Genomic DNA, 19,617 nt, shown 5'->3' with positions numbered 1-19,617 from the left:
TGCGGCTTAGGCTGGATCCGTGAACGGGCGCATGGAGCGAACGGACGGCCACGGCCACGGCACTGGAACGTGCCCGCGGGCCGCCAGGGGAGGCTGGCCTCATGAGTGACATCCGCGTGCCCAGCGGCAAGGTGGCGCTGTCGACGGCGTCGGTGTACCCGGAGCGGACGCCGGACGCCTTCGAACTTGCCGCCCGGCTCGGGTACGACGGCGTAGAGATCATGGTGGGACAGGACCCGGTCAGCCAGGACGTCGAGGTCCTCGAACGGCTGCGCGACCACTATGAGATCCCGATCCTGGCGGTGCACGCGCCCTGCCTGCTGGTGACCCAGCGGGTGTGGGGCCGCGACCCGTGGCTGAAGCTGCGCAGGGCCCGCGAGGCGGCCGAGCGGCTGGGCGCGCAGACGGTCGTCGTGCATCCGCCCTTCCGGTGGCAGCGCGACTACGCCAGGGACTTCGAGAGGGGCCTGGCCCGGATGCGCGAGGAGACGGACGTCGTCTTCGCGGTGGAGAACATGTTCCCGTTGCGGGCCAGGGGCAACGAGGTCGTGCCGTACGCGCCGGACTGGAACCCCATCGACTACGACTTCCCCCAGGTGACGCTCGACCTGTCGCATACGGCGGTGTCCGGGTCCGACGCGATGGAGATGGCGACCAAGCTGGGCGACCGGCTGGCCCACCTGCACCTGGCCGACGGGGTGGGCACCACCAACAAGGACGAGCACCTGGTGCCCGGCCGGGGGTCGCAGCCCTGCGGGCCGATCCTGGAACGCCTCGCCGGCAACGGTTATCAGGGCCTTGTCGTGCTGGAGATCAACACGCGCAAGGCCGCCAGCCGCAGCGAGCGGATCGAGGACCTGACCGAGGCCCTCGCCTTCGCGCGGCTCCACTTCGCCGCCTCCTCCACGGCCTCATGAACGAGCGGATCGCGGACAGCCACCGGGTCTTCGACCGCGTCTCGGAGGAGTACGACGCGGCGAGGCCGCACTATCCCGAGGCCCTCTACGTCGCGCTGGAGAACCTGTCGGGGGTCCGGCTCGCGGGGGCGACCGTGATCGACGTTGGGGCGGGCACCGGCATCTCGACCCGGGGGCTGCTCGACCGCGGCGCCCGGGTCGTCGCCGTCGACCGCGGCGAGCGGATGCTGGCCCGGTTGCGCGCCCGCACGGCCTGCCCGGCCCTGCTCGCCGACGGGAACGACCTGCCCTTCCGCGCGGGCGTGGCCGACCTCGTTACGTACGCCCAGGCGTGGCACTGGCTCGACCCTGCCCTGTCGGTGGCCGAGGCCGTACGCGTGATCGCGGACGGCGGCGCGATCGCAGGCTGGTGGAACAGCGTGGATCCCGGCAAGGCCGACTGGCTGGCGGCCAACCAGGTGCGGCTCGCCGAGTCGTGCCCCGGCTACATCGGGCCCGTGCTGCCCGGGTGGAGCATGCCGCCGATCGCCGCGGCCATGTCCGACGCCGGTCTCGCCGTGGCCGACACCTGGGTCGGCTGGACCAGGTCGGTGCGGCTGGAGGACTTCCTGACCGACCTGCGCTCCCACTCGTACATGGCGAGTATGGACGGAGACGTGGTGACGGAGCTGCTCGCCAGGGAGCGTGCCGAGCTCGGCCGGGTGTTTCCCGACGGGCGGCTGACCGTCCCGATGCGCGTGTATCTTGCGGTGGGCCGCAGGGGCTGAACTGAAGCGGGGATCGATGTGACGACGGAGGTGCCGGAGGTCTCGGGCGGCAGGCGGCGACCGGGGCGGCGGCCCGGCCGGCGTCCGGGCTCGGCGGACACCCGCGGCGAGATCCTCGCCGCGGCGCGCAGGGTCTTCGCGGAGAAGGGGTTCGACAAGGCGACGATCCGCGGCATCGCCCGGGAGGCCGGGGTCGATCCGGCCCTCGTCCACCATTATTTCGACACCAAGGAGGGCGTGTTCGTCGCGGCCATGCGGCTGCCGCTGGACCCCTCCTCGGCGCTTCCGCTCATCCTGGCGGGGCCGCGTGAGGAGGTCGGCGAGCGCGTCGTCCGTTTCGTCCTGATGATGACGGCGGACCCGGCGGCCAGGGAGCCGCTGCTGGGTCTGGTGCGGACGGCGATGGTGAACGAGCAGGCCGTCGGCATGGTCAGGGAGTTCCTCTCGACGGCCGTCCTCGGGCGGGTGGCCGAGGCGCTGGACGTCCCGCCGCTGCGGATGGAGGCCGCCTTCGCGCAGTTGTTCGGCGTGGTGATGACGCGGTACATCCTCAGGTTCGAGCCGCTCGCCTCCGCCGACGTCGACGAGATCGTCGCGCTGGTCGGGCCCACCGTGCAGCGCTACCTGGCCGGATAGATTACGGCCACCCCACTCGTACCCTCTTGTAGAGCTTTGTTCTAGTATCGTGCCGTCGGCGGGAAACGCAGTGACGAGCGCCACTCGCCGAGCGTGACGCAGGATAAGTTACTCGCCGGTACCATTCGGGAAGCGCAGACGTTATCCACAGGGCGGGGCACAACCGCTCTTGCGAGGGCGCCGCGCCCCTACGCTGGCCGCCGACGTTCGATATTGGAGGGACTCGTGCTCTGGGTAGCGATTGCAGGCCTCATCGCGACCGCCGTGGCGGTCGGGCTGGCGGGCCGTCGCGTGCTGTTCCTCTATCGGCTTGCCACCAGCGGCCAGCCGGCCCCGGAGCGGATCGAGTACGCCAAACAGCACGCCGGCGCCGAGATCAAGGCCCAGCTCGTCGAGGTCTTCGGCCAGCGCAAGCTGCTGAAGTGGACGCCGTCCGGCACCGCCCACTTCTTCGTCATGTGGGCGTTCTTCATCCTGCTGACCGTCTACATCGAGGCGTACGGCGCGATCATCCAGGGCGCGATCACCGGGCACTCGGACTTCCACATCCCGCTCATCGGGACCTGGCCGGTGCTGGGCTTCCTGCAGGACTTCATCGCGGTCGCCTGTCTGCTCGGGCTGGCCGCGTTCACGGCCATCCGGATCAAGAACTCGCCGAAGAAGCTCGGACGCGGCTCCCGGTTCTCCGGCTCGCACCTGGGCGGGGCCTGGCTGGTCCTGTTCATGATCTTCAACATCATCTGGACGCTGTTCCTCGCCCGGGGCGCGGCGGCGGCCAACGGCAACTTCCCCTATGAGTCCGGCGCGTTCGTCAGCCTGGCCATCGGGAAGGTGCTGCCGCACAGCGAGCTGCTGGAGCAGATCGCCCTGCTGCTGCACATCGGCTTCATGCTGGTGTTCCTGGTCATCGTGGTGAACAGCAAGCACCTGCACATCTTCACCGCGCCGCTGAACGTGCTGTTCTCCCGCCGTCCCGACGGGCTGGGCCCGGCCCAGCCGATGCGCAGCAACGGGAAGGTGCTCGACTTCGAGGAGGCCGACCCCGAGGTCGACGTGTTCGGCCGCGGCAAGATCACCGACACGACGTGGAAGGGCTTCCTCGACTTCTACACCTGCACCGAGTGCGGCCGCTGCCAGTCGCAGTGCCCGGCCTGGAACACCGACAAGCCGCTGTCGCCCAAGATGCTCATCCTCGACCAGCGCGACCACGCCTTCGCGATCGCGCCCTACCTGCTGGCCGGGGAGAAGGAGAAGGAGAGCTTCTCCGAGGACGTGCTGGCCCTGCTCGACAAGCCGCTGGTGGGCGAGGACGGGGTCATCCACCCCGACGTGCTGTGGTCGTGCACCAACTGCGGCGCGTGCGTCGAGCAGTGCCCGGTCGACATCGAGCACATCGACCACATCCTCGACATGCGCCGCTACCAGGTGATGATCGAGTCGTCGTTCCCGTCCGAGGCGGGCGTGATGCTCAAGAACCTGGAGAACAAGGGCAACCCGTGGGGCATGTCCGAGATGAAGCGGGCCGAGTGGATCGAGGAGTTGGCCACCTCCGTGGACGGACAACGCATCGAGGTCCCGATCATCGACGAGAAGATGCCCGACGACGTCGAGTATCTCTTCTGGGTCGGCTGCGCCGGCGCGCTGGAGGACCGGGCCAAGAAGACCACCAAGGCGGTCGCGGAGCTGCTGCACATCGCCGGGGTCAAGTTCGGCGTGCTCGGCCCGATGGAGGCGTGCACCGGTGACCCGGCCCGCCGCCTGGGCATGGAGTTCCTGTTCAACATGCTCGCCCAGCAGAACATCGAGACGCTCAACGAGGCCGGGGTCAAGAAGATCGTGGCCACCTGCCCCCACTGCTTCAACACCCTCGCCAACGAATACCCGCAGCTCGGCGGCACGTACGAGGTCGTGCACCACACCCAGCTGCTGGCGCATCTGGTGGAGGAGGGCCGCCTCACCCCGATCACCCCGATCGAGGAGAAGATCACTTACCACGACCCGTGCTTCCTGGGCCGGCACAACAAGGTGTACGCCCAGCCGCGCGACATCATGGCCAAGGTGCCGGGCGTCCAGACCCAGGAGATGCACCGCTGCAAGGATCGCGGATTCTGCTGTGGCGCCGGCGGCGCGCGCATGTGGATGGAGGAGCGAATCGGAAAGCGCATCAACACCGAGCGTGTCGACGAGGCGCTGACCACCGATCCCGACACCGTCTCCACCGCCTGCCCGTTCTGCCTCGTGATGCTCGGCGACGCGATCAACGAGAAGAAGAACGCCGGTCAGGCCAAGGAGTCGCTGGAGGTCGTGGACGTCGCCCAGCTCCTCATCAAATCCATCAAGCAGGGGTAAAGCATCCTTGCCATGATCGTGAACTTTTTGTGGAAAACACCAGTCAAGGCGATGGAATGATCCGTGTTTCATGGAAGAGTGACAAAGGCTTTCTCCACATAACAGGAAAATCACGGTAACCTCAACGTTGGCTCAATCGACGGGGAGGGGGCTGGACGGTGGGCGTGGTCGTCATCGACGCGGAGGTCACCCTGGCGGACGTCCTCTCCCTGCGCCTGTCCATCGCCGAGTCGCTGGCGGACGGCACCCACCTGGTCCTGCGGCAACGCGGCACGGGTGAGGAACGGCAGGTGCCGCTCGGCGCATCGGGCGGGCGCACGAGGGACGCCAGCGTCGCGGTCTCCCTCGCGCCCCTCGACCTCGGTCCCGGCCGCTGGGACACCTACCTCGAAAGGGGCGGCGTCCGCACCCGCATCCAGAGCGCCGACCCCGGGTTCTCGCTCGACCGTCTCGACGCGTACGCGCTGGGCCGGCGGACGCTCGCCTACCGGGCCTACCGCACGCGCAACGGATTCCTGGCCCTGAAGATCGATCCGGCGGAGCCGGTCGCCGACGTCCGCGCGGTGTGGTTCCGCGAGGGGCGCTTCGAGGTGACCGGGCTGCTGGCCTACACCGGCCTGGACGACGACGACCAGCACCGCCACGCCACGCTCGCGCTGCGGCACAGCCACTCGGGCCACGGCGATCCGGACGTCGATGCCGCGGTTCTCGGTGACAGCGGTGACAACGAGCCGGGGCACGGCGATCCGGGGAACGACGATCCGGCCGCGACCGTGCGGTTCGCCGCCACCGTCCAGGGGGTCCGGTTCCACGCCGCGCTCTCGCTGTGCGACGTGCTTGCCGCCACCCCCGACTCGCAGGGCTCCTGGGAGCCCTACCTTGAGGTGGACGGCGTCGACCGCGCGCTGCCGCTGGGCGCGAGGCTCGACGACGTCGAGGGCAAGCGCCGCCGCGTCCACTATCCCCACGCGCTCGTGGACGGCGTGCAGATCCGGCCCAGCTTCACGCCCGCCGACGAGCTGCTGCTGGAGGTGGGCGCGTGAAAATCGCGTTCCTGCTCCCGTCGGCGTACGGCATGCGGGGCGACGTGCGGGCGATGCTCAACCTCGCGGGCGGGCTGGCCGCACGCCACGAGGTCGAGGTGGTGAGCATCCGGCGCACCAGGGAGACGCCGTTCTTCCCGGTCGACCGCCGGGTGACGCTGCGCTGGCTCGTGGACACCCGGCCGGGTGTCCATCACCTGCTGCCCCGGGGACAGGTGCGCACGGAGGTCGCGCTCTGGCGCATGCTGCGGGGCCTGCAGGCCGACGTCCTGGTCACCACCCGGCCGTCGCTGAGCGTCCAGGCCGCCCGATATGCGCCACGAGACGTCGTCCGCATCGCGCGGGAGTGGAGCAGACCGTCGGTGCCCGGCCCGGTGCGCCGGTTCTATCCCCGTCTCGACGCCGTGGTGGCGAGCACGACCGGCCGGCGTGACGAGTGGGCGCGGCTGCTCGACGACGACCTGTCGGTGCACGCCATCCCCGACGCCCTGCCCGCGACGCCCTGGCCGCGCTCCCGCATGGACAACCGGATCGTCAGCGCCGGGGGCAGGCTGGTGCCCGGCAAGTCGTACGACCAGCTCGTGCGGGCCTTCGCGATCGTCGCAGACAAGCGGCCCGACTGGCGGCTGCGGTTGTACGGCGGGGGCCCGGAGGAGCGGCGGCTGCGCGCCCTCGTCCGCGACCTCGACCTGCACAACCACGTGTACTTCATGGGCACCACTCCCGACCTGCCCGGCGAGTTCGCCAAGGCGTCCATCGTCGCCGTGCCGGCGCGCCACGAGGTGCTGGGCATGACCGTGATCGAGGCGCTGAGCTGCGGGGTGCCGATCGTGGGCTTCGACGGATCGCGCGGGCCCGCCGAGTTTCTCCGGCCGGGCCACGACAGCGTGCTGGTCCAGGAGGGGGAGAGCGGCGACGTCGAGCCGCTCGCCTGTGCGCTGCTCACCCTCGTCGACGACGAACGCCGCCGCATGAAGCTGGCGGCCGGGGCGCTGGAGACCGCGTCCGCCCACGCCGCGACGGCCGTCGCCGTCCGCTGGGAAGAGCTCATGTACGGCCTGCGCTCCCGCCCCTGACGAGCGTCGGCGGACGGATGCCCCCGTGCTGTCCCCCGGCCCGTCCAGGAGGGCGGCGAGGCGAACGGCCAGGAGGCTGTCACGGGCGCGAGCGTAGTTGAGTAGGCCGTGCTCATGCGAGGACGATTTCCGGGTGGCAGGCTGGGCCCATGATCCTGAGACCGGCCACCGATGTGACGGATCTGGTCCGCGAGATCCTCGGCGATCCCCTGGCCGAGATCGCGGAGCAGCACGTCGAGCCCATCCACCTCGCTTCCGGGGCCGTGTCGACGGCCTGGCTCCATCGCGTGCGCGGCACGACGACCAGCGGCGTGCGCTGGTCGTTCTTCGTCAAGTCGATCCACTCGATCGAGCACTCGGCCCGGCTCGAGAACATGCCCGAGCAGATGCGGGCCGTCCTGTCGGCGCGGTTCCCCTGGCGGGCCGACGCGGACGTCCACCTCGCCCGTCACCCGCTTCCCGACGGGCTGCGGCTCCCCCGCATGTATCGGCTGGGGGACGACCGGCTCGTCATGTGGCTGGAGGACGTGCCGGTCGCGCCCGCCACGTGGGATCTGCACCGCTACCGCGCCGCCGCCCGCCTGCTCGGCGGGGCCAGTCGGCGGGATCAGTGGGAGGGGGCAGTCAGCGGGGCCAGTCGGCGGGCCGGTCGAGATGTGCGGTGGCGGCGGCGACGGAGTCGTGGATCGGCAGTTCCGTGTCGAGGCCGGTGATCCGGAGCATCCGGGCGAAGCGTCCGTGGGCGCCGCTCAGCGCCAGGCGCCCGCCGGCCGCCCTCACGGCGCTCAGGCCTCCCATGAGGACGCTCAGCCCGGTCGAGTCGCAGAACTTGAGCCCTTCGGCGTCGACCACGATCCGTGGCGGTGTGCGCAGCCCGACCGCCTCGGCCAGGCAGGTGCGCAGTGAGGCGGCGGAGCCCAGGTCGAGCTCGCCGAACAGCCGGATGACGACGACGTCCTGGTCCAGGACGGTCAGCATGGAGAAGATGCCGGGCTGTCCGTGCCTTTCCGGTTCCACCGCGCTCGCCCCTGCCCACTGGCCCTGCCGCCGGGCCGTCGCCTCACGGCCCGCCGGAGCTGCTGTGCGTCCATGATTGCATATGGCAAATGATGCCGGGGCCGGACAGTCAGGGCCGTTCCCTGCGGACGAGCAGCATGGCGGCGTCGTCCGGGACGGGCCCGCCGACGTGCTCGACCAGGTCGCGTTCGAGCATGTCGAGGGCGTCCTGCGGCTCGCGATCGCGCAGCAGGCGAGGCGCCCGGTCGCCCAGGGGATAGAAGTTCCCGTTCCGGTCGCGTGCCTCGTACACGCCGTCGGTGTAGAAGAGGATCTCGTCGCCCTTGCGGAACTCGCATCCGTACGGCTCGGGTCCGGCGTGGGCGAGCGCGACAAGGCCGAGCGGCGGCGCCTCCTGAGTCGGTTCGAGCCACCGGACACGGCCGTCGCGGCCGAGCAGCAGCGGCGGCGGGTGGCCGTAGTTGAGCAGCGCGATCTCGTGCTCGCGCACCTCCGCGAGCACGGCGGTGACGAACTTCTCCCCGCCCAGCCCGCGCGCGAGGTGCTCCTCCAGATGCCGGCCGACGTCGGCGAGCGTCGGCTCGTCGTAGGCGGCCTCACGGAAGGCGCCGACCACCGAGGCGGCCGTCTCCACCGCGTCCAGCCCCTTGCCCTGCACGTCGGCGACGATCAGCCGGATGCCGCCCGGCCCTCTGGCGATGTCGAACAGGTCCCCGCCGATGCGGGCGTCCACCGCGGCGGAGGTGTACGAGAGGGCGATGCGCAGGTCGCCCGCACGGCGGGGCACCGGGTGGAGCAGCACGCGCTGGGCCGCCTCGGCGACGAGGCGGACGTCCGCCAGCTTGCGCCGGCCCTCGGCCCGGAGCCGGCTGGCCAGCATGGCGGCCGCGGTGACCCCGACGATCGCGACCAGCGTCACGGTGATCCGCGGATGACTGAGCTGGTGGTCGTGGTAGGCCAGCGGCGCGGACAGGACGAGCGCGACCAGCCCGGCCAGTGCGGTGTGGCGTGGCCCGCCCGTCACCGCGGCGAACGCGGGCCCGAGGGTCAGCAGTGGCAGCAGGCCCAGGGACGGCCCGGCGAGCAGGTCGACCACCACCACCGTCGCCATGGCGGCGAACGGCAGCGTACGGAGGACAGCCTGGGTTCCCATCCGCGACTCCAGCGTCGCCACGAGCCGGTTCATGGATGCATTCCCGCGCCCGCCCGCCCTACCCTCGGGATGGAGACGCGCGATACCGGTTATGGGTATCGTTGAAGGATGCACGGGTACAGCGGGGACAAGCAGGCCTATCTCACCCGCCTGCGCCGGATCGAGGGACAGATCCGAGGGCTCCAGCGGATGGTGGACGAGGACGTCTACTGCATCGACATCCTCACGCAGGTCTCGGCGGCCACCCGCGCTCTGCAGGCGGTGGCGCTCGGGCTGCTGGAGGACCACATCGCCCATTGCGTCGCCGACGCCGTCAAGACCGGAGGCCCGGAGGCGAGCGAGAAGGTGAAGGAGGCCTCGGCGGCCATCGCCCGGCTCGTCAGGTCATGATTCCGGCCCGCAGGTCATGGCTCCCGGTCGTCACGTCATGATTCCGGGTCACGTCATGATTCCGGGTCACGTCATGGCTTCGGGTCGTCAGGGTGTCGCTCCGGCGCGTCGCGGTCGGTTCGCCCCTGCTTGATCGTGACCCCGTGTGCCTGACCCCGTGTGCCTGACCGCGTGTGCCTGATCGCCGGTGCGTGACGGCGGGTGTATGACGGCCGGTGTGACGACCCATTGGCGGTTGCCCGTTCGTGACGGCTTCGACCGCCCGTACGAGCGGGCGGACGACGAGGACGCCGGTCACCAGGACCCCTACGCCCCGGCACGCCGATCCCGGTGACCATCTGCAGCGGGCTCCTGCTCATGGCGGCACTGGGCGCCCTGACCGCCGTCTTGGACGGGTCATTTCGGTCGAGCAAACCGTCCCGGGCCCACCAGATGCCCGGGACGGTCCGTGCCCTCAGTGCCTTCAGCGGCTCGCCGAAGTCCGCAATCCGAGCGCGTTGTCGAGCTCTTCCAAGGTCAGTCGGTTCTCCGTGATGTTCACGGCCTCCAGCACCTCGGCGTAGAGCGCGATTTCGTCCAACGCGACACGGTCGTGGACCCGAGAGTCCAGGTCATCGTGCCCCACCGCGTCGTCCTTCCTTCCGCAGCCCACACCCATCACGAGGTTACGTCCGGGTACCCTGCCGCGACATGGCCCATCGTGACCATTCCGACCCGCACCCCTCGTCCCTCCGGGACCATTTCCCCGATACTGAGATCACAATTCGATGAAAAAGACGGTGATGGGGGGAAGGGATTGCTAAAGCGGAGGTAAGGACGAAATATCCGAATTGGAGGTTTCGAACAGCCAACTGCCCGACTCGTCCAGGTCGGGCCTGCGCCGATCCGCCGCCTCCTGCGGACGCGGGTCGTCCCGCTGGTGGATCAAGCACTTCACGACCGCGGAGCACACCGCGAAGCCCTCGGACGGCGCGGGCGTGCCGGTCAGGGCACACCAGGCCAGGCCGGTCGCGTACGCGGAGCCGAGCAGGGCGGCGGCCGTCTCCCGATCGGGTGGGATCAGCCCCGGCGGCAGCTCACCACCGGCCGGCCAGCAGCCCCGCAGCGGATGGGCAGGCTCGGCGAGCGCGAGATAGAGGGCCTGCCGGAGCTCGTCGTCCATCCACGGATAGAGCGCGGTGACCACCTGCGCGGTGTACGAGCTGCCCGGCGCCGCCCAGGCGGGCTCGGACACGCCGCACACGCCGGCCACGTCGGCGGCGAGCAGCGAGGCCGCCACGGCCCGCGGATCCATCCCGCGCGCGGCCGTGTAGCCCAGGGCCTCCACCAGGTCGTACAGCGTGTGCCGGAAGTGCTCGCCCGGCGCCCATTCGGGGAGCGTGGCCGGCACGAGGTGCGGCGGGCAGCGCGCCAGCCAGGCCTGCCGTACGGCGCCACTGGGCATGGCGTGCTGGTCCAGCCAGGGGCTGCCGAGCAGCGGCTCGGCCATCGCGATCAGCGCGTCGGCGCGCGGGCGGAACCGGGGGTCGGCGCGCAGCACGGTGGCGGTCTCGGCCATCAGCCCGGCCAGCCGCAGGCCCGCCTCCCCGGCGCCGGAGCGCATCCGCTCGGCGTAGAGGCCCACGAGCGCGTCGAGCGAGCCCATGGGCAGCCAGCGCACCCAGTCGTCCCCGGGCAGCGGCCGGGCCAGGAACTCGCCGAACATCGACAGCATGACCTCGTTGCCGTCGAAGGCGGGCGCGTAGGCGCACCACATGATCGTGCCCCACACGGCGGCCACGGTCGAGGCCACGTCGCGGGCGAAGACCTGCTGGTAGACGCTGCCGTCGAGAGGGAAGTCCTCCCGGCGCAGCCCGCGGTGGGCGAGCAGCAGTGCGCGGAGCCGTTCGGTGATCTCGTGCGGGACGTCCGGGCCGACGAACCCCTGGGTGGACCCGCGGTCGTACGCGAAGTCGGGGCCCGTGGGGATCAGCACGGGCGGGATGGCCACGCCGGGCGGGCTCGGCCGCGCGGCGGCGCGTACGGCGGGATGGGCCGGGGGAGCGGACAGGTGCCAGCGGCCGTCCACGCGGTCGAGGCGATACCAGCGGGCGTGCGCGCCGAACAGCCACCGGGCGCCGTCGGGGGTGACCAGGGCCCGCTGGGCCAGCGTGTGCGCGCGGGTGACCGGGGGGAGCAGCGTCCACCGGGGGTCGCCGACGACGGCGCGCACGTCGCGCTCCATCGTGGTGAACCCGTCCCAGTGCACGCGGTAGTGTCCTCCGTCCTCGGAGAGGACGGCTTTCGCTTATCCCGGATGAGGCGGCCGGAGCAGGCGGCGGCCAGGCCCCTGACCGATGCCCTCCGGGGCACACGATGCCGGGACGAACCCGGCGGTCCCCTCGCTGGATCCGATGGTAGCCCCCCGGTCCGGGAGGCGGCGGGAGCGCGGTGGGGTGGAGGAGCGGCGGGCGGAGGCCGTCGGTGAAAGTTTCACGCGCCGGGAGGCGGTGAGCAGGACATATGCGTATTTCCCCGGGTTGGAGGGTATCTCCGGGAGCGCCCGCCACTTGGCATGGGCAGCCGTGACGGGTTCCATAGGTGCTCGTGACGGAGATCCAGGAGGCCGGGGCAGCCCGAGAGCGGGACGCGGACGAGGCATCGGAGAAGATGGCGCCCGTGGACACCTATGGCGGCGCGGCGACCGGCGAGCAGACGGGGCCGCACGCGCGCAGGGAACGCTGGGCGGTGTGGTGGCTCATGCGGTCGTCCGACCGCACGGCCCTGCTCATCTGGTTCTTCTGGCAGGTCGCGTCGTACATCTACCTGATCCTCGCGGCGCCGGGCCGCACGGAGGACCCGATCCTCGACCGGTTCAACCGGTACGACTCCTACAACTTCATGGACATCGCGCAGTACGGCTACGACGGCCGGCCGGACGACCCCGACGCGCCGCGGCTCGTCGCGTTCTTCCCCGGCCTGCCGCTGCTGCTGCGCGTGCTGCACCTGGTCATCCCGGACATGAGGCTCGCCCTCGTCCTGATCTCGTTCGTCGCGACCGCCGTCGTGGCGGTGGCGCTATCGCGGCTGAGCGAGTCCTACCGGGAGGGCAGCGGCCACTGGACCGTGCTGGCGTTCTTCCTCAGCCCGTTCGCGGTGTTCCTGATGGCCGGCTACACGGAGGCGCCGTTCCTCGCGCTGGCCATCCCCGCGTGGCTGCTGGCCCGGCGGGGCCGCTGGGAGGCCGCCGCCGTGTGCGCCGCCTTCGCGGCGTCGATGCGCATCTCCGGGCTCTTCCTCGCCTTCGGCCTGCTCGTGATGTTCCTCGTCTCACGTGACGGCCTGCGCGCCCCGCGCGGATGGCGGAACGCGCCGTGGCTGCTGCTGCCCGGTGTGCCGGTGCTGGCCTACATGATCTACCTCTGGAACCGTACGGGCGACCTGATGGCCTGGAAGTCGGCCGAGGCGCAGTATTGGGGCCGCTATCCCGAGCTGCCGTGGAACGTCTTCATCGACACCTGGCACAGGTCGCTCAACGAGCCCGTCCTGGCGACGTCGTATCGCGAGGAGATCCTGTCGGCGCTCGTGCTGGTTCTGCTGATCATCGCGCGGCTGGTGCGGCGCAACTGGCCCGATCTCGCCTATCTGGCGCCGCAGGCGGTGGCGCTGCTGGCGATGTCGTCGTTCTACATGTCGGTGGGCCGGGCGTCGCTGCTGTGGTGGCCGCTCTACATCTCCGTGGGCGTCGTCGGAAGCCGAAGGCCCTGGGTCATGATGGCCTATCTCGCGGTGGCCGCGCCCGTCTGGGCAATCAATGTCGGAAATTTCACCACAGGTGCCTGGGTGGGTTGATCCACCTCTGACTAGCTTCTCCGTGTATGGGGGTATTTATCGCAGGAGTGGCGGTTGTTGCGCTTGTGGTGGCCGGTCTTCCATCGGCGGCGGACACCTATCGGGTGAACGTCCTCACGTACAACGTCTGCGCGGCGGGCAACAGCGCCGGCACCTGCGTACGCGACCTCACCCCCGAGCGCCGAAAGACCTGGGCAGGTCAGGTCTCCGCGCTGATCCGGTCGAGGAACGTGGACGTCGCCTCGTTCACCGAGATGTGCTACGCCCAGGTGGGCCTGCTCAAGCGTGCGCTGCCCGGCTATCGGCTGGTCTGGTACGGCTACGCGAAGGGCGGCGGGCCGGGCCGCGAAGACCGGTGCCGCACACTGTGGAGCGACCTCACCCCGGACACGGTCCCGCCGGACGGCAAGACCTTCGGCATCGCGCTGGCGCTGAAGAACGGCATCGAGGGCCCGCCGCCGCTGCGGCGGCTGCTGCGCGCCGACCACGCCCCGTCCACACCGGGTGAGACGATCCACCCGCGCGGCCTGCTGTGCGCCACCGGCCGGGTCGGCCCGCGCCGGTCGGTCTGCTGCGTGACCCACATCTCCGACACCGAGACCCCGCGTCAGGTCGTCGATCTGGTGTCGGCGTACGCCGGGGACGCCCCGGTGATCCTCACCGGGGACTTCAACCGCGAGCCCGGCCACAACCAGCTCACCGACGTGTACGGCATGGGTCTCGGCCAGGGCGGCTACACCGAGGTCGACGCCGAGCCGTGCGGGGTCGCGCGCCGGGGCGGCGAGCACACCACGCGCGGCGGCCGGAAGATCGACTACATCTTCGCGAGCGAGGCCGACTACCGTCCGGGCGGCGCCGAGGTCGTCAGGACCGACCCGGAGCTGTCGGACCACCTGGCGCTGACCGGCACGCTCATCGGGACCGAACCGAGGCCGCGGCGTGACGGCGGGCCTTGGCGAGGTAGTTATCCGGCGTCCGAGCGAAGGAGGCGCGGTCGTCGTCGGTGAGCTCGCGGACGACCTTTCCCGGGACGCCCGCGACCAGCACGCCCGCCGGGATGCGGCGGCCGGGCGGCACGACGGCCCCCGCCGCGATCAGGGACCCGGCCCCGACGACCGCCCCGCCGAGCACGACCGCACCGATGCCCACCAGCGCGCCGGTCTCGACGTGCGCGCCGTGCACCATCGCCCGGTGACCGAGGCTCACCCGGTCTTCCAGGATCGCGGGCTCCCCGGGATCGGCGTGCAGGCAGCACAGGTCCTGGATGTTGACCTCGTCGCCGACCTCGATGCGTTCGTCGTCGCCGCGCAGCACCGAGCCGTACCAGACGTTCGCGCCGCGTCCGAGCCGCACCCTCCCGACGATCACCGCCCCCGGGGCCACCCACGCCTCGGGGTGGATGATCGGTGTGGCGTCGTCGTCCAGGTCGGCGATGTACGGCATGGGCTTATGATTCCACGGGCCCTCGGGCCGGGCCCGGCGTGTGTCCCGGTTTCGCTGACCGCTCGGGGCGTTCAGGTTGCGATGTGCGACGGATAGCAGGAAAGTCGTGTCCTGGCTGCGTTTACCGTCGTTATCTCCAACCCCAGGGTTTCTCATGACGAATCAGACCGACAACTTCCCCGACCTGATGAGTGACGACTCCTTCGAAGTCGTGATGCGCGGCTACAGCCGCAGGCAGGTCCACGACTACATGGTCCGGACCCGCAACCAGATCCGGGACCTGGAGGAACGGCTCGCCCGCACGATCGACCAGGCGGAGCAGACCCGCCTGGAGCTGGCCGACGCGCGGCGGAGGATGGCGGAGTCGCCGCAGAACCCCGACGAGCTGGGGGAGCGGCTGAGCCAGATACTCAAGCTGGCGCAGGAGGAGGCGGCGGCCAACAAGGAGGCGTCCGAGGCGGAGGCCAGGCGAGTACGCGAGAGCTCGATGGCCGAGGCCGAGCGGCTGGTGACGTCGGCCCGTGAGCAGGCCGACGCGATCAGGGCCGCCGCGCAGGAGGAGGCCGAGCGCCGTGTCGCCGACGCCAGCGCCACGTCGGAGCGGCTGCTGGCGCAGGCGGGCGCGGAGGCGGAGCAGACGCTGGGCTCGGCCCGTGCGGAGGCGGAGGAGACGCTGCGCACCGCCCGCGCGGAGGGGGAGCGCCAGCTCACCGCCGCCCGGATGGAGGCGGAGCGGCTGCTCGCCGAGGCGCGCGGGCAGGCCGAGGCCATGCTGGCGGCGGCGCAGCAGCGGGTGAACGCGCTGGACGAGCACACCGGCCGCCGGGTGGCCTACCTCACCGACACCCACGCGGAGGTCGTGCGCCGGCTCAACGAGATCGGCTCGGTGCTCGGCGACCTGATGCACCGCGAGAGCGCGGCGGGACCGCTGATCGACGAGGCCGCCGTGCTGCCGCCCCCGCCGCAGGTGCACGCCATCCCCGCGGGCGCGCCCGACCAGCGACACGACCAGCACCGGCCCGATCAGCCGCACGAGCAGCAGCCGCACGACCAGGCGCACGGGCAGGCGCACGGGCAGGCGCACGGGCAGCAGCCGCACGCGCCGGTCGATGACCCGCAGCAGGCCCTGGAGGCCGTGCCGTCCGGGCCCGAGGCACATGACGCCGCCGCCGGTGAGGGGCAGATGGACGGCGACGAGGACGACGCGGTCCTGATCGTGGACGACGGACGCCACGCCAACGGTCACGACGGGCACCACGAGAACGGGCACGGCATGCCGTCGTCGCCCGAGGACACCGACGTCAACCTCGGCCGGGTGCGCCGCGCCACGCCGAACGGCGAGTCGGTCGCCGGTCAGTAAGCGCGACGTGAGCCCGGCCCGGCTGCGGTGACGCGGGTGAGGACTGATAGCGGACTGGTAGCGGAAGCCCCCGCCCCCGATCGGGTCGGGGGCTTCCGCGCTCATGGATCGGCGGCGCGCGCCTCCTGTTCGCGCAGCAGCTCACGCAGCCCGTCGGGCTCGTCGGCGTCGATGGTCATCGCGCATCCCGCCGTCCGCTGCGCGGAGGTGAGCGGGTGGTGCCGGGTCGCCCACCACCGGCCCGCGTCGCTCCGCCAGATCGTCCACTCCGGAAACTCCCGGGCTATCTCGGCGAGGCGTCGGTCCAAGGACATCCGTACACCTTCCCTCGCCTCATGCCCGGGTGCTCTTAGTGCTCTTGACCTCTCCACCTCAAGGTGCGGGACATCTCTAGAGAAATCAATGATCGGTACAGACAGGTCAACGTTGCCTCTTGACCTAGGCGTCGAAGTCGTACTGGAGTACATACGACGCCGCGTCCAGGATCATCTCGTTGACCTCGACGGGCACGCCTCCCTCCGCGAAGGCGACCCGGGTGACGGCGATCACCGGTGTGCCGGCCGGGAGGTTCAGCGACTCGGCCTCCCCGGGCAGCGGCATCCGGGCCCGCACCTCCTCGCTGAAGTGGACGGGAGGCCGGCCGAGCTCGCCAAGCCGGGCATACACCCCGCCCGGGCCCGTGTCGGGCAGGACGACGGCCGTGCCCTCCACGAGATCGGCGGGAAAGTGGGAGGCCGCGAGCTGCACCGGACGGCCGTCCACCGAGTAGCGGCGGCGGCGCACCCATACCTCGCCGGTGCCGAGCACGCGGGCGACCTGCTCGTTCGCCGGTTCGCGCAGGATCGTCACCTCGTCCACGACGTACGACCGGCCACGGGTGTCGGAGTCCCAGATGGCCAGGCCCTGGGCCCACTGCTCCCGGGAGAGCCGGCGCGACCCGTGGCGGCGGATAGGGCGGAACAGCCGCACGTAGACGCCCGATCCCCGCTTCGGCACGGCGAGCCCTTCGTTGATGAGCACGGCGAGCGCCTGCCGTGCCGTGGCCCGGGCGATGCCGTGCTCCTTCATGAGTGCGTTCTCGCCCGGTAGCCGGTCGCCGTCACCGAGCGCTCCGGACAGGATCTGATCGCGCAGCCGGTCGGCGATGCGGCGATAGATCGGGGACTCGTGATGCACCGACGGGGACTCCGTCACGTTTGATCACCCTCTGTCACCAACGGGGGTTTGGCGTCTCCAGAGAACTTGCCCCGTCTTGTCCACGATCGCACAGAGTCTTGGGTGCGTCTTGTGCTTACTTTTGGCTGATCGTGCCGGTGTGGCGATCTCTGGGGGTTATAGCCGTCCGCATCCATGGAACGGTCCCTTCCGCTATTGCCGGTGCCGGGAACGCTCCGTCATCATGACTACGACAAGATCGGATATTTCGGTACATAATGCGGTGACGAAGGAGTTGCCGATGGTACTCAGCCGGGCCGAATGCCAGGACCTCGACGCCAAGGACCCGCTCCGGGAGTTCCGGGACGAGTTCTCGCTGCCTCCCGGGGTCGTCTATCTGCTGGGCAACTCGCTCGGCGCGCTGCCGAGGCGTACACCGGAGCGGGTGGCGCACACGGTCGAGACCGAGTGGGGGGTGCATCTCGGGGCGAGCTGGAACACGGCCGGCTGGTGGGACATGCCGCAGAGCACCGGCGACCGCATCGCGCCCCTGATCGGAGCGCGTCCCGGCGACGTGCTGGCGGGCGACTCGACCTCGGTGAACATCTTCAAGGTGGTCACGGCCGCCCTCCCGCTGCGGCCCGGCCGCCACGTGATCGTCTCCGACCTCGACAACTTCCCCACGGACCGGTACGTCGTGGAGGGCGCCGCCCGGGCGCTCGGCGCGTACGAGATCCGGGACATCGGCGAGGGCGGCCCTTCGCTGGAGGACGCCCTCGGCGACGACGTGGCGCTCGTGCTGCTGTCGCACGTGGACTACCGGACCGGCGCGGCCAGGGACATGACGGCGGTGACGGAGCTGGTGCGGGCGGCCGGCGCGCTCATGGTCTGGGACCTGTGCCACAGCGCCGGGGCGCTGCCCGTGCGGGTGGGCGAGGCCGACTTCGCCGTCGGCTGCACCTACAAGTACCTCAACGGAGGGCCCGGCGCCCCCGCGTACCTCTACGTCGCGCCGCGTCACCAGGACGCCGTCCAGAACGTGCTGTCGGGGTGGCACGGGCACGCCGCGCCGTTCGACTTCGAACCGCACTATCGCCCCGCGCCCGGTGTGCGGCGGTTCGCCACCGGCAGCCCGCCGATCCTGTCGTACGCCGCGCTGAACGCGTCGCTCGACATCTGGGAGCGGGTGGACCTGGACGAGGTCAGAGCCAAGAGCGTGGCCCTGACCTCGCTGTTCATCGACCTGCTGGACGATCTCGTGGACCCGGGGCTCGGGCTCGCCCTGGCCTCCCCGCGCGACCCGGAGCGGCGGGGAAGCCAGGTCAGCTACCGTCACCCGCAGGGTTATCCCGTGGTGCGCGCGCTCGCGGACCGTGGGGTGGTGGGCGACTACCGCGAGCCGGACTTCGTCCGGTTCGGCTTCGCCCCGCTCTACCTGCGCTATGCCGACGTGCACGACGCGGCGACGACGCTGGCGGAGGTGCTCCGCGAGGAGCTGTGGCGGGACGAGCGCTACGCGCGGCGGCTCACCGTCACCTGACGGGGTGTGTCAGCGGCCGCGGCGGGCCAGCCCGGCGACGATGTTTCCGGCCAGTGCCACGCAGCGGTCGCAGATGCGCCCGCCCTCGCCGTGGACCATGTGGACGCGCGGACCCGGCGGCCTGCGGCAGAAGGAGCAGGCGGCGTCGCGCTTCATACGGCGGTTGACCAGGTGCCGGTGGGCGAAGGCGGGCGTGAAACGCCTGCGCGAGCTTCGCCTGATGAACCCGAACCGCTCACCGATGGCGGTCCAGGACGCGCCGGCCTCGCGTGCCCGGCACACCGCGAGATCGAGCAGGGCGTCCACCTCGCCACCCGGTTCGCCGGACAGGTCCCGGCACAGGGTGATCGCGGCGGACAGGATTTCCAGAGGGTCTTCGGGGTCGGATGCGCGCGAGCGGGCCCGCTCGAGTAACTCAGATGCCTCCATGGCCGACACCATAGGCCGCCGCATAAAAACGATCAAGCGACGTACGTGTTCACCGTGCGTAGGCTGGCCAGGTGAGAGTGCCCGAGGAGCGGGCCAGGGAGCTGTTCGAGCAGGCCCGGGTGGCCCGCCTCGCGACCGTCGGGGCCGGGGGCGCGCCGCGGCTCGTCCCGGTCACGTTCGCCGTGCTGCCGGACGGCGAGAAGGGCACCGTGGTGACGGCGGTGGACCACAAGCCGAAGACCACCACCGACCTGCGACGGCTGCGCGACATCCGCGGCAATCCCCGCGTCTGCCTGCTGGCCGACCACTACGAGGACGACTGGGAACGGCTGTGGTGGGTGCGCGCCGACGGGCACGCCCGCGTCGTGGAGGGCGGCGACGAACGCGAGCGGGCCGTGGCGTGGCTGGTGCGCAAGTACGCCCAGTATCGCGATCGGCCCCCGGCCGGGCCCGCGATCCTCGTCCGGGTCGAGCGCTGGTCGGGCTGGTCGTACGGCGAGCCGTAGGCGGG

20 protein-coding genes are annotated in these 19,617 nt (G+C 71.0%); 13 read left to right on the top strand and 7 right to left on the bottom strand.

Going from position 1 to position 19,617, the window contains the following annotated elements; genetic code table 11:
- The first annotated feature begins 101 nt into the window (after window positions 1-101).
- The 7 genes from HCK04_RS23095 to HCK04_RS23065 all read left to right on the top strand — a co-directional run bounded on the left by HCK04_RS23095 (window position 102) and on the right by HCK04_RS23065 (window position 7,501).
- Window positions 102-917: a sugar phosphate isomerase/epimerase gene (locus HCK04_RS23095; protein ID WP_142649452.1), complete on the top strand. Its 816-nt coding sequence runs from the start codon at window positions 102-104 to the stop codon at window positions 915-917.
- On the top strand, window positions 914-1,684 hold the full coding sequence (locus HCK04_RS23090) for a class I SAM-dependent methyltransferase (RefSeq protein WP_142649451.1): 771 nt from the start codon (window positions 914-916) through the stop codon (window positions 1,682-1,684). Before HCK04_RS23095 ends, HCK04_RS23090 begins: the two co-directional genes overlap by 4 nt.
- Before the next feature lie 18 nt (window positions 1,685-1,702).
- Window positions 1,703-2,320 carry a TetR family transcriptional regulator gene (locus tag HCK04_RS44310; protein WP_221889958.1) on the top strand — a complete coding sequence of 206 codons (618 nt, stop codon included), beginning with the start codon at window positions 1,703-1,705 and terminating at the stop codon, window positions 2,318-2,320.
- Between the two features lie 225 nt (window positions 2,321-2,545).
- Window positions 2,546-4,669 (top strand): (Fe-S)-binding protein, encoded by a 2,124-nt coding sequence (locus tag HCK04_RS23080; RefSeq protein WP_142649450.1) that lies wholly within the window; start codon window positions 2,546-2,548, stop codon window positions 4,667-4,669.
- A gap of 158 nt (window positions 4,670-4,827) precedes the next feature.
- Entirely contained in the window at window positions 4,828-5,712 is an 885-nt protein-coding gene (locus tag HCK04_RS23075) for a hypothetical protein (RefSeq protein WP_142649449.1), read from the top strand.
- A complete protein-coding gene (locus HCK04_RS23070; protein WP_142649448.1) occupies window positions 5,709-6,788 on the top strand; it encodes a glycosyltransferase in 1,080 nt (359 codons plus the stop codon). Before HCK04_RS23075 ends, HCK04_RS23070 begins: the two co-directional genes overlap by 4 nt.
- A 149-nt stretch (window positions 6,789-6,937) precedes the next feature.
- Window positions 6,938-7,501, top strand: a complete 564-nt coding sequence (locus HCK04_RS23065) for a hypothetical protein (RefSeq protein ID WP_142649447.1) — start codon at window positions 6,938-6,940, stop codon at window positions 7,499-7,501.
- Here the strand turns inward: HCK04_RS23065 and HCK04_RS23060 are convergent.
- Window positions 7,413-7,766: an STAS domain-containing protein gene (locus HCK04_RS23060; protein ID WP_142649446.1), complete on the bottom strand. Its 354-nt coding sequence runs from the start codon at window positions 7,764-7,766 to the stop codon at window positions 7,413-7,415. The genes HCK04_RS23065 and HCK04_RS23060 overlap by 89 nt on opposite strands.
- Before the next feature lie 148 nt (window positions 7,767-7,914).
- Window positions 7,915-8,991: a PP2C family protein-serine/threonine phosphatase gene (locus HCK04_RS23055; protein WP_205830594.1), complete on the bottom strand. Its 1,077-nt coding sequence runs from the start codon at window positions 8,989-8,991 to the stop codon at window positions 7,915-7,917.
- A gap of 75 nt (window positions 8,992-9,066) precedes the next feature.
- Between HCK04_RS23055 and HCK04_RS23050 the strand changes: the two genes are divergently transcribed.
- Window positions 9,067-9,348 carry a metal-sensitive transcriptional regulator gene (locus HCK04_RS23050; protein ID WP_142649445.1) on the top strand — a complete coding sequence of 94 codons (282 nt, stop codon included), beginning with the start codon at window positions 9,067-9,069 and terminating at the stop codon, window positions 9,346-9,348.
- Window positions 9,349-10,147: 799 nt separating this feature from the next.
- Here the strand turns inward: HCK04_RS23050 and HCK04_RS23045 are convergent.
- On the bottom strand, window positions 10,148-11,596 hold the full coding sequence (locus HCK04_RS23045) for a hypothetical protein (RefSeq protein ID WP_185949015.1): 1,449 nt from the start codon (window positions 11,594-11,596) through the stop codon (window positions 10,148-10,150).
- A gap of 338 nt (window positions 11,597-11,934) precedes the next feature.
- Here HCK04_RS23045 and HCK04_RS23040 point away from each other — a divergent pair, with 338 nt between their 5' ends.
- Window positions 11,935-13,179, top strand: coding sequence for a mannosyltransferase family protein (locus HCK04_RS23040; protein WP_142649444.1), 1,245 nt, complete (start codon window positions 11,935-11,937; stop codon window positions 13,177-13,179).
- A gap of 104 nt (window positions 13,180-13,283) precedes the next feature.
- Window positions 13,284-14,186, top strand: coding sequence for an endonuclease/exonuclease/phosphatase family protein (locus tag HCK04_RS23035; RefSeq protein WP_168066196.1), 903 nt, complete (start codon window positions 13,284-13,286; stop codon window positions 14,184-14,186).
- On the opposite strand, the gene HCK04_RS23030 is transcribed toward HCK04_RS23035, so the two are convergent.
- Entirely contained in the window at window positions 14,092-14,622 is a 531-nt protein-coding gene (locus HCK04_RS23030; RefSeq protein WP_142649442.1) for a gamma carbonic anhydrase family protein, read from the bottom strand. The genes HCK04_RS23035 and HCK04_RS23030 overlap by 95 nt on opposite strands.
- Window positions 14,623-14,776: 154 nt before the next feature.
- On the opposite strand from HCK04_RS23030, the gene HCK04_RS23025 reads away from it, so the two are divergent.
- Entirely contained in the window at window positions 14,777-15,982 is a 1,206-nt protein-coding gene (locus HCK04_RS23025) for a hypothetical protein (protein ID WP_185949014.1), read from the top strand.
- A 101-nt stretch (window positions 15,983-16,083) separates the two neighbouring features.
- On the opposite strand, the gene HCK04_RS23020 is transcribed toward HCK04_RS23025, so the two are convergent.
- Together HCK04_RS23020 and HCK04_RS23015 are read right to left on the bottom strand one after the other, a co-directional pair.
- Window positions 16,084-16,296 carry a hypothetical protein gene (locus HCK04_RS23020; protein WP_079314365.1) on the bottom strand — a complete coding sequence of 71 codons (213 nt, stop codon included), beginning with the start codon at window positions 16,294-16,296 and terminating at the stop codon, window positions 16,084-16,086.
- Window positions 16,297-16,420: 124 nt separating this feature from the next.
- Complete coding sequence (locus HCK04_RS23015; protein ID WP_142649441.1) at window positions 16,421-17,176, bottom strand: GntR family transcriptional regulator; 756 nt, start codon at window positions 17,174-17,176, stop codon at window positions 16,421-16,423.
- A 262-nt stretch (window positions 17,177-17,438) separates the two neighbouring features.
- On the opposite strand from HCK04_RS23015, the gene kynU reads away from it, so the two are divergent.
- Window positions 17,439-18,677, top strand: a complete 1,239-nt coding sequence (kynU, locus tag HCK04_RS23010; RefSeq protein WP_142649440.1) for a kynureninase — start codon at window positions 17,439-17,441, stop codon at window positions 18,675-18,677.
- Between the two features lie 9 nt (window positions 18,678-18,686).
- Here the strand turns inward: kynU and HCK04_RS23005 are convergent, their stop codons facing one another.
- On the bottom strand, window positions 18,687-19,106 hold the full coding sequence (locus tag HCK04_RS23005; RefSeq protein WP_168066194.1) for a ClpX C4-type zinc finger protein: 420 nt from the start codon (window positions 19,104-19,106) through the stop codon (window positions 18,687-18,689).
- Window positions 19,107-19,177: 71 nt separating this feature from the next.
- Between HCK04_RS23005 and HCK04_RS23000 the strand changes: the two genes are divergently transcribed.
- A complete protein-coding gene (locus HCK04_RS23000) occupies window positions 19,178-19,612 on the top strand; it encodes a TIGR03668 family PPOX class F420-dependent oxidoreductase (protein ID WP_142649438.1) in 435 nt (144 codons plus the stop codon).
- Window positions 19,613-19,617: the final 5 nt, after the last annotated feature.

The sequence above is a fragment of the Microbispora sp. CL1-1 genome (genome assembly GCF_012034195.1).
Lineage (GTDB): Bacteria > Actinomycetota > Actinomycetes > Streptosporangiales > Streptosporangiaceae > Microbispora.
Note: the sequence above shows the minus strand (reverse complement) of the source record. Positions and strands in the feature narration are given on the sequence as shown.

Excerpts from the sequence above, each read along its gene's own strand:
- HCK04_RS23095 (WP_142649452.1), top strand. The coding sequence starts at position 102 with ATGAGTGACATCCGCGTGCCCAGCGGCAAGGTGGCGCTGTCGACGGCG.
- HCK04_RS23090 (WP_142649451.1), top strand. The coding sequence starts at position 914 with ATGAACGAGCGGATCGCGGACAGCCACCGGGTCTTCGACCGCGTCTCG.
- HCK04_RS23065 (WP_142649447.1), top strand. The coding sequence starts at position 6,938 with ATGATCCTGAGACCGGCCACCGATGTGACGGATCTGGTCCGCGAGATC.
- HCK04_RS23060 (WP_142649446.1), bottom strand. The coding sequence starts at position 7,766 with ATGCTGACCGTCCTGGACCAGGACGTCGTCGTCATCCGGCTGTTCGGC.
- HCK04_RS23055 (WP_205830594.1), bottom strand. The coding sequence starts at position 8,991 with ATGAACCGGCTCGTGGCGACGCTGGAGTCGCGGATGGGAACCCAGGCT.
- HCK04_RS23050 (WP_142649445.1), top strand. The coding sequence starts at position 9,067 with ATGCACGGGTACAGCGGGGACAAGCAGGCCTATCTCACCCGCCTGCGC.
- HCK04_RS23030 (WP_142649442.1), bottom strand. The coding sequence starts at position 14,622 with ATGCCGTACATCGCCGACCTGGACGACGACGCCACACCGATCATCCAC.
- HCK04_RS23025 (WP_185949014.1), top strand. The coding sequence starts at position 14,777 with ATGACGAATCAGACCGACAACTTCCCCGACCTGATGAGTGACGACTCC.
- HCK04_RS23020 (WP_079314365.1), bottom strand. The coding sequence starts at position 16,296 with ATGTCCTTGGACCGACGCCTCGCCGAGATAGCCCGGGAGTTTCCGGAG.
- kynU (WP_142649440.1), top strand. The coding sequence starts at position 17,439 with ATGGTACTCAGCCGGGCCGAATGCCAGGACCTCGACGCCAAGGACCCG.
- HCK04_RS23005 (WP_168066194.1), bottom strand. The coding sequence starts at position 19,106 with ATGGAGGCATCTGAGTTACTCGAGCGGGCCCGCTCGCGCGCATCCGAC.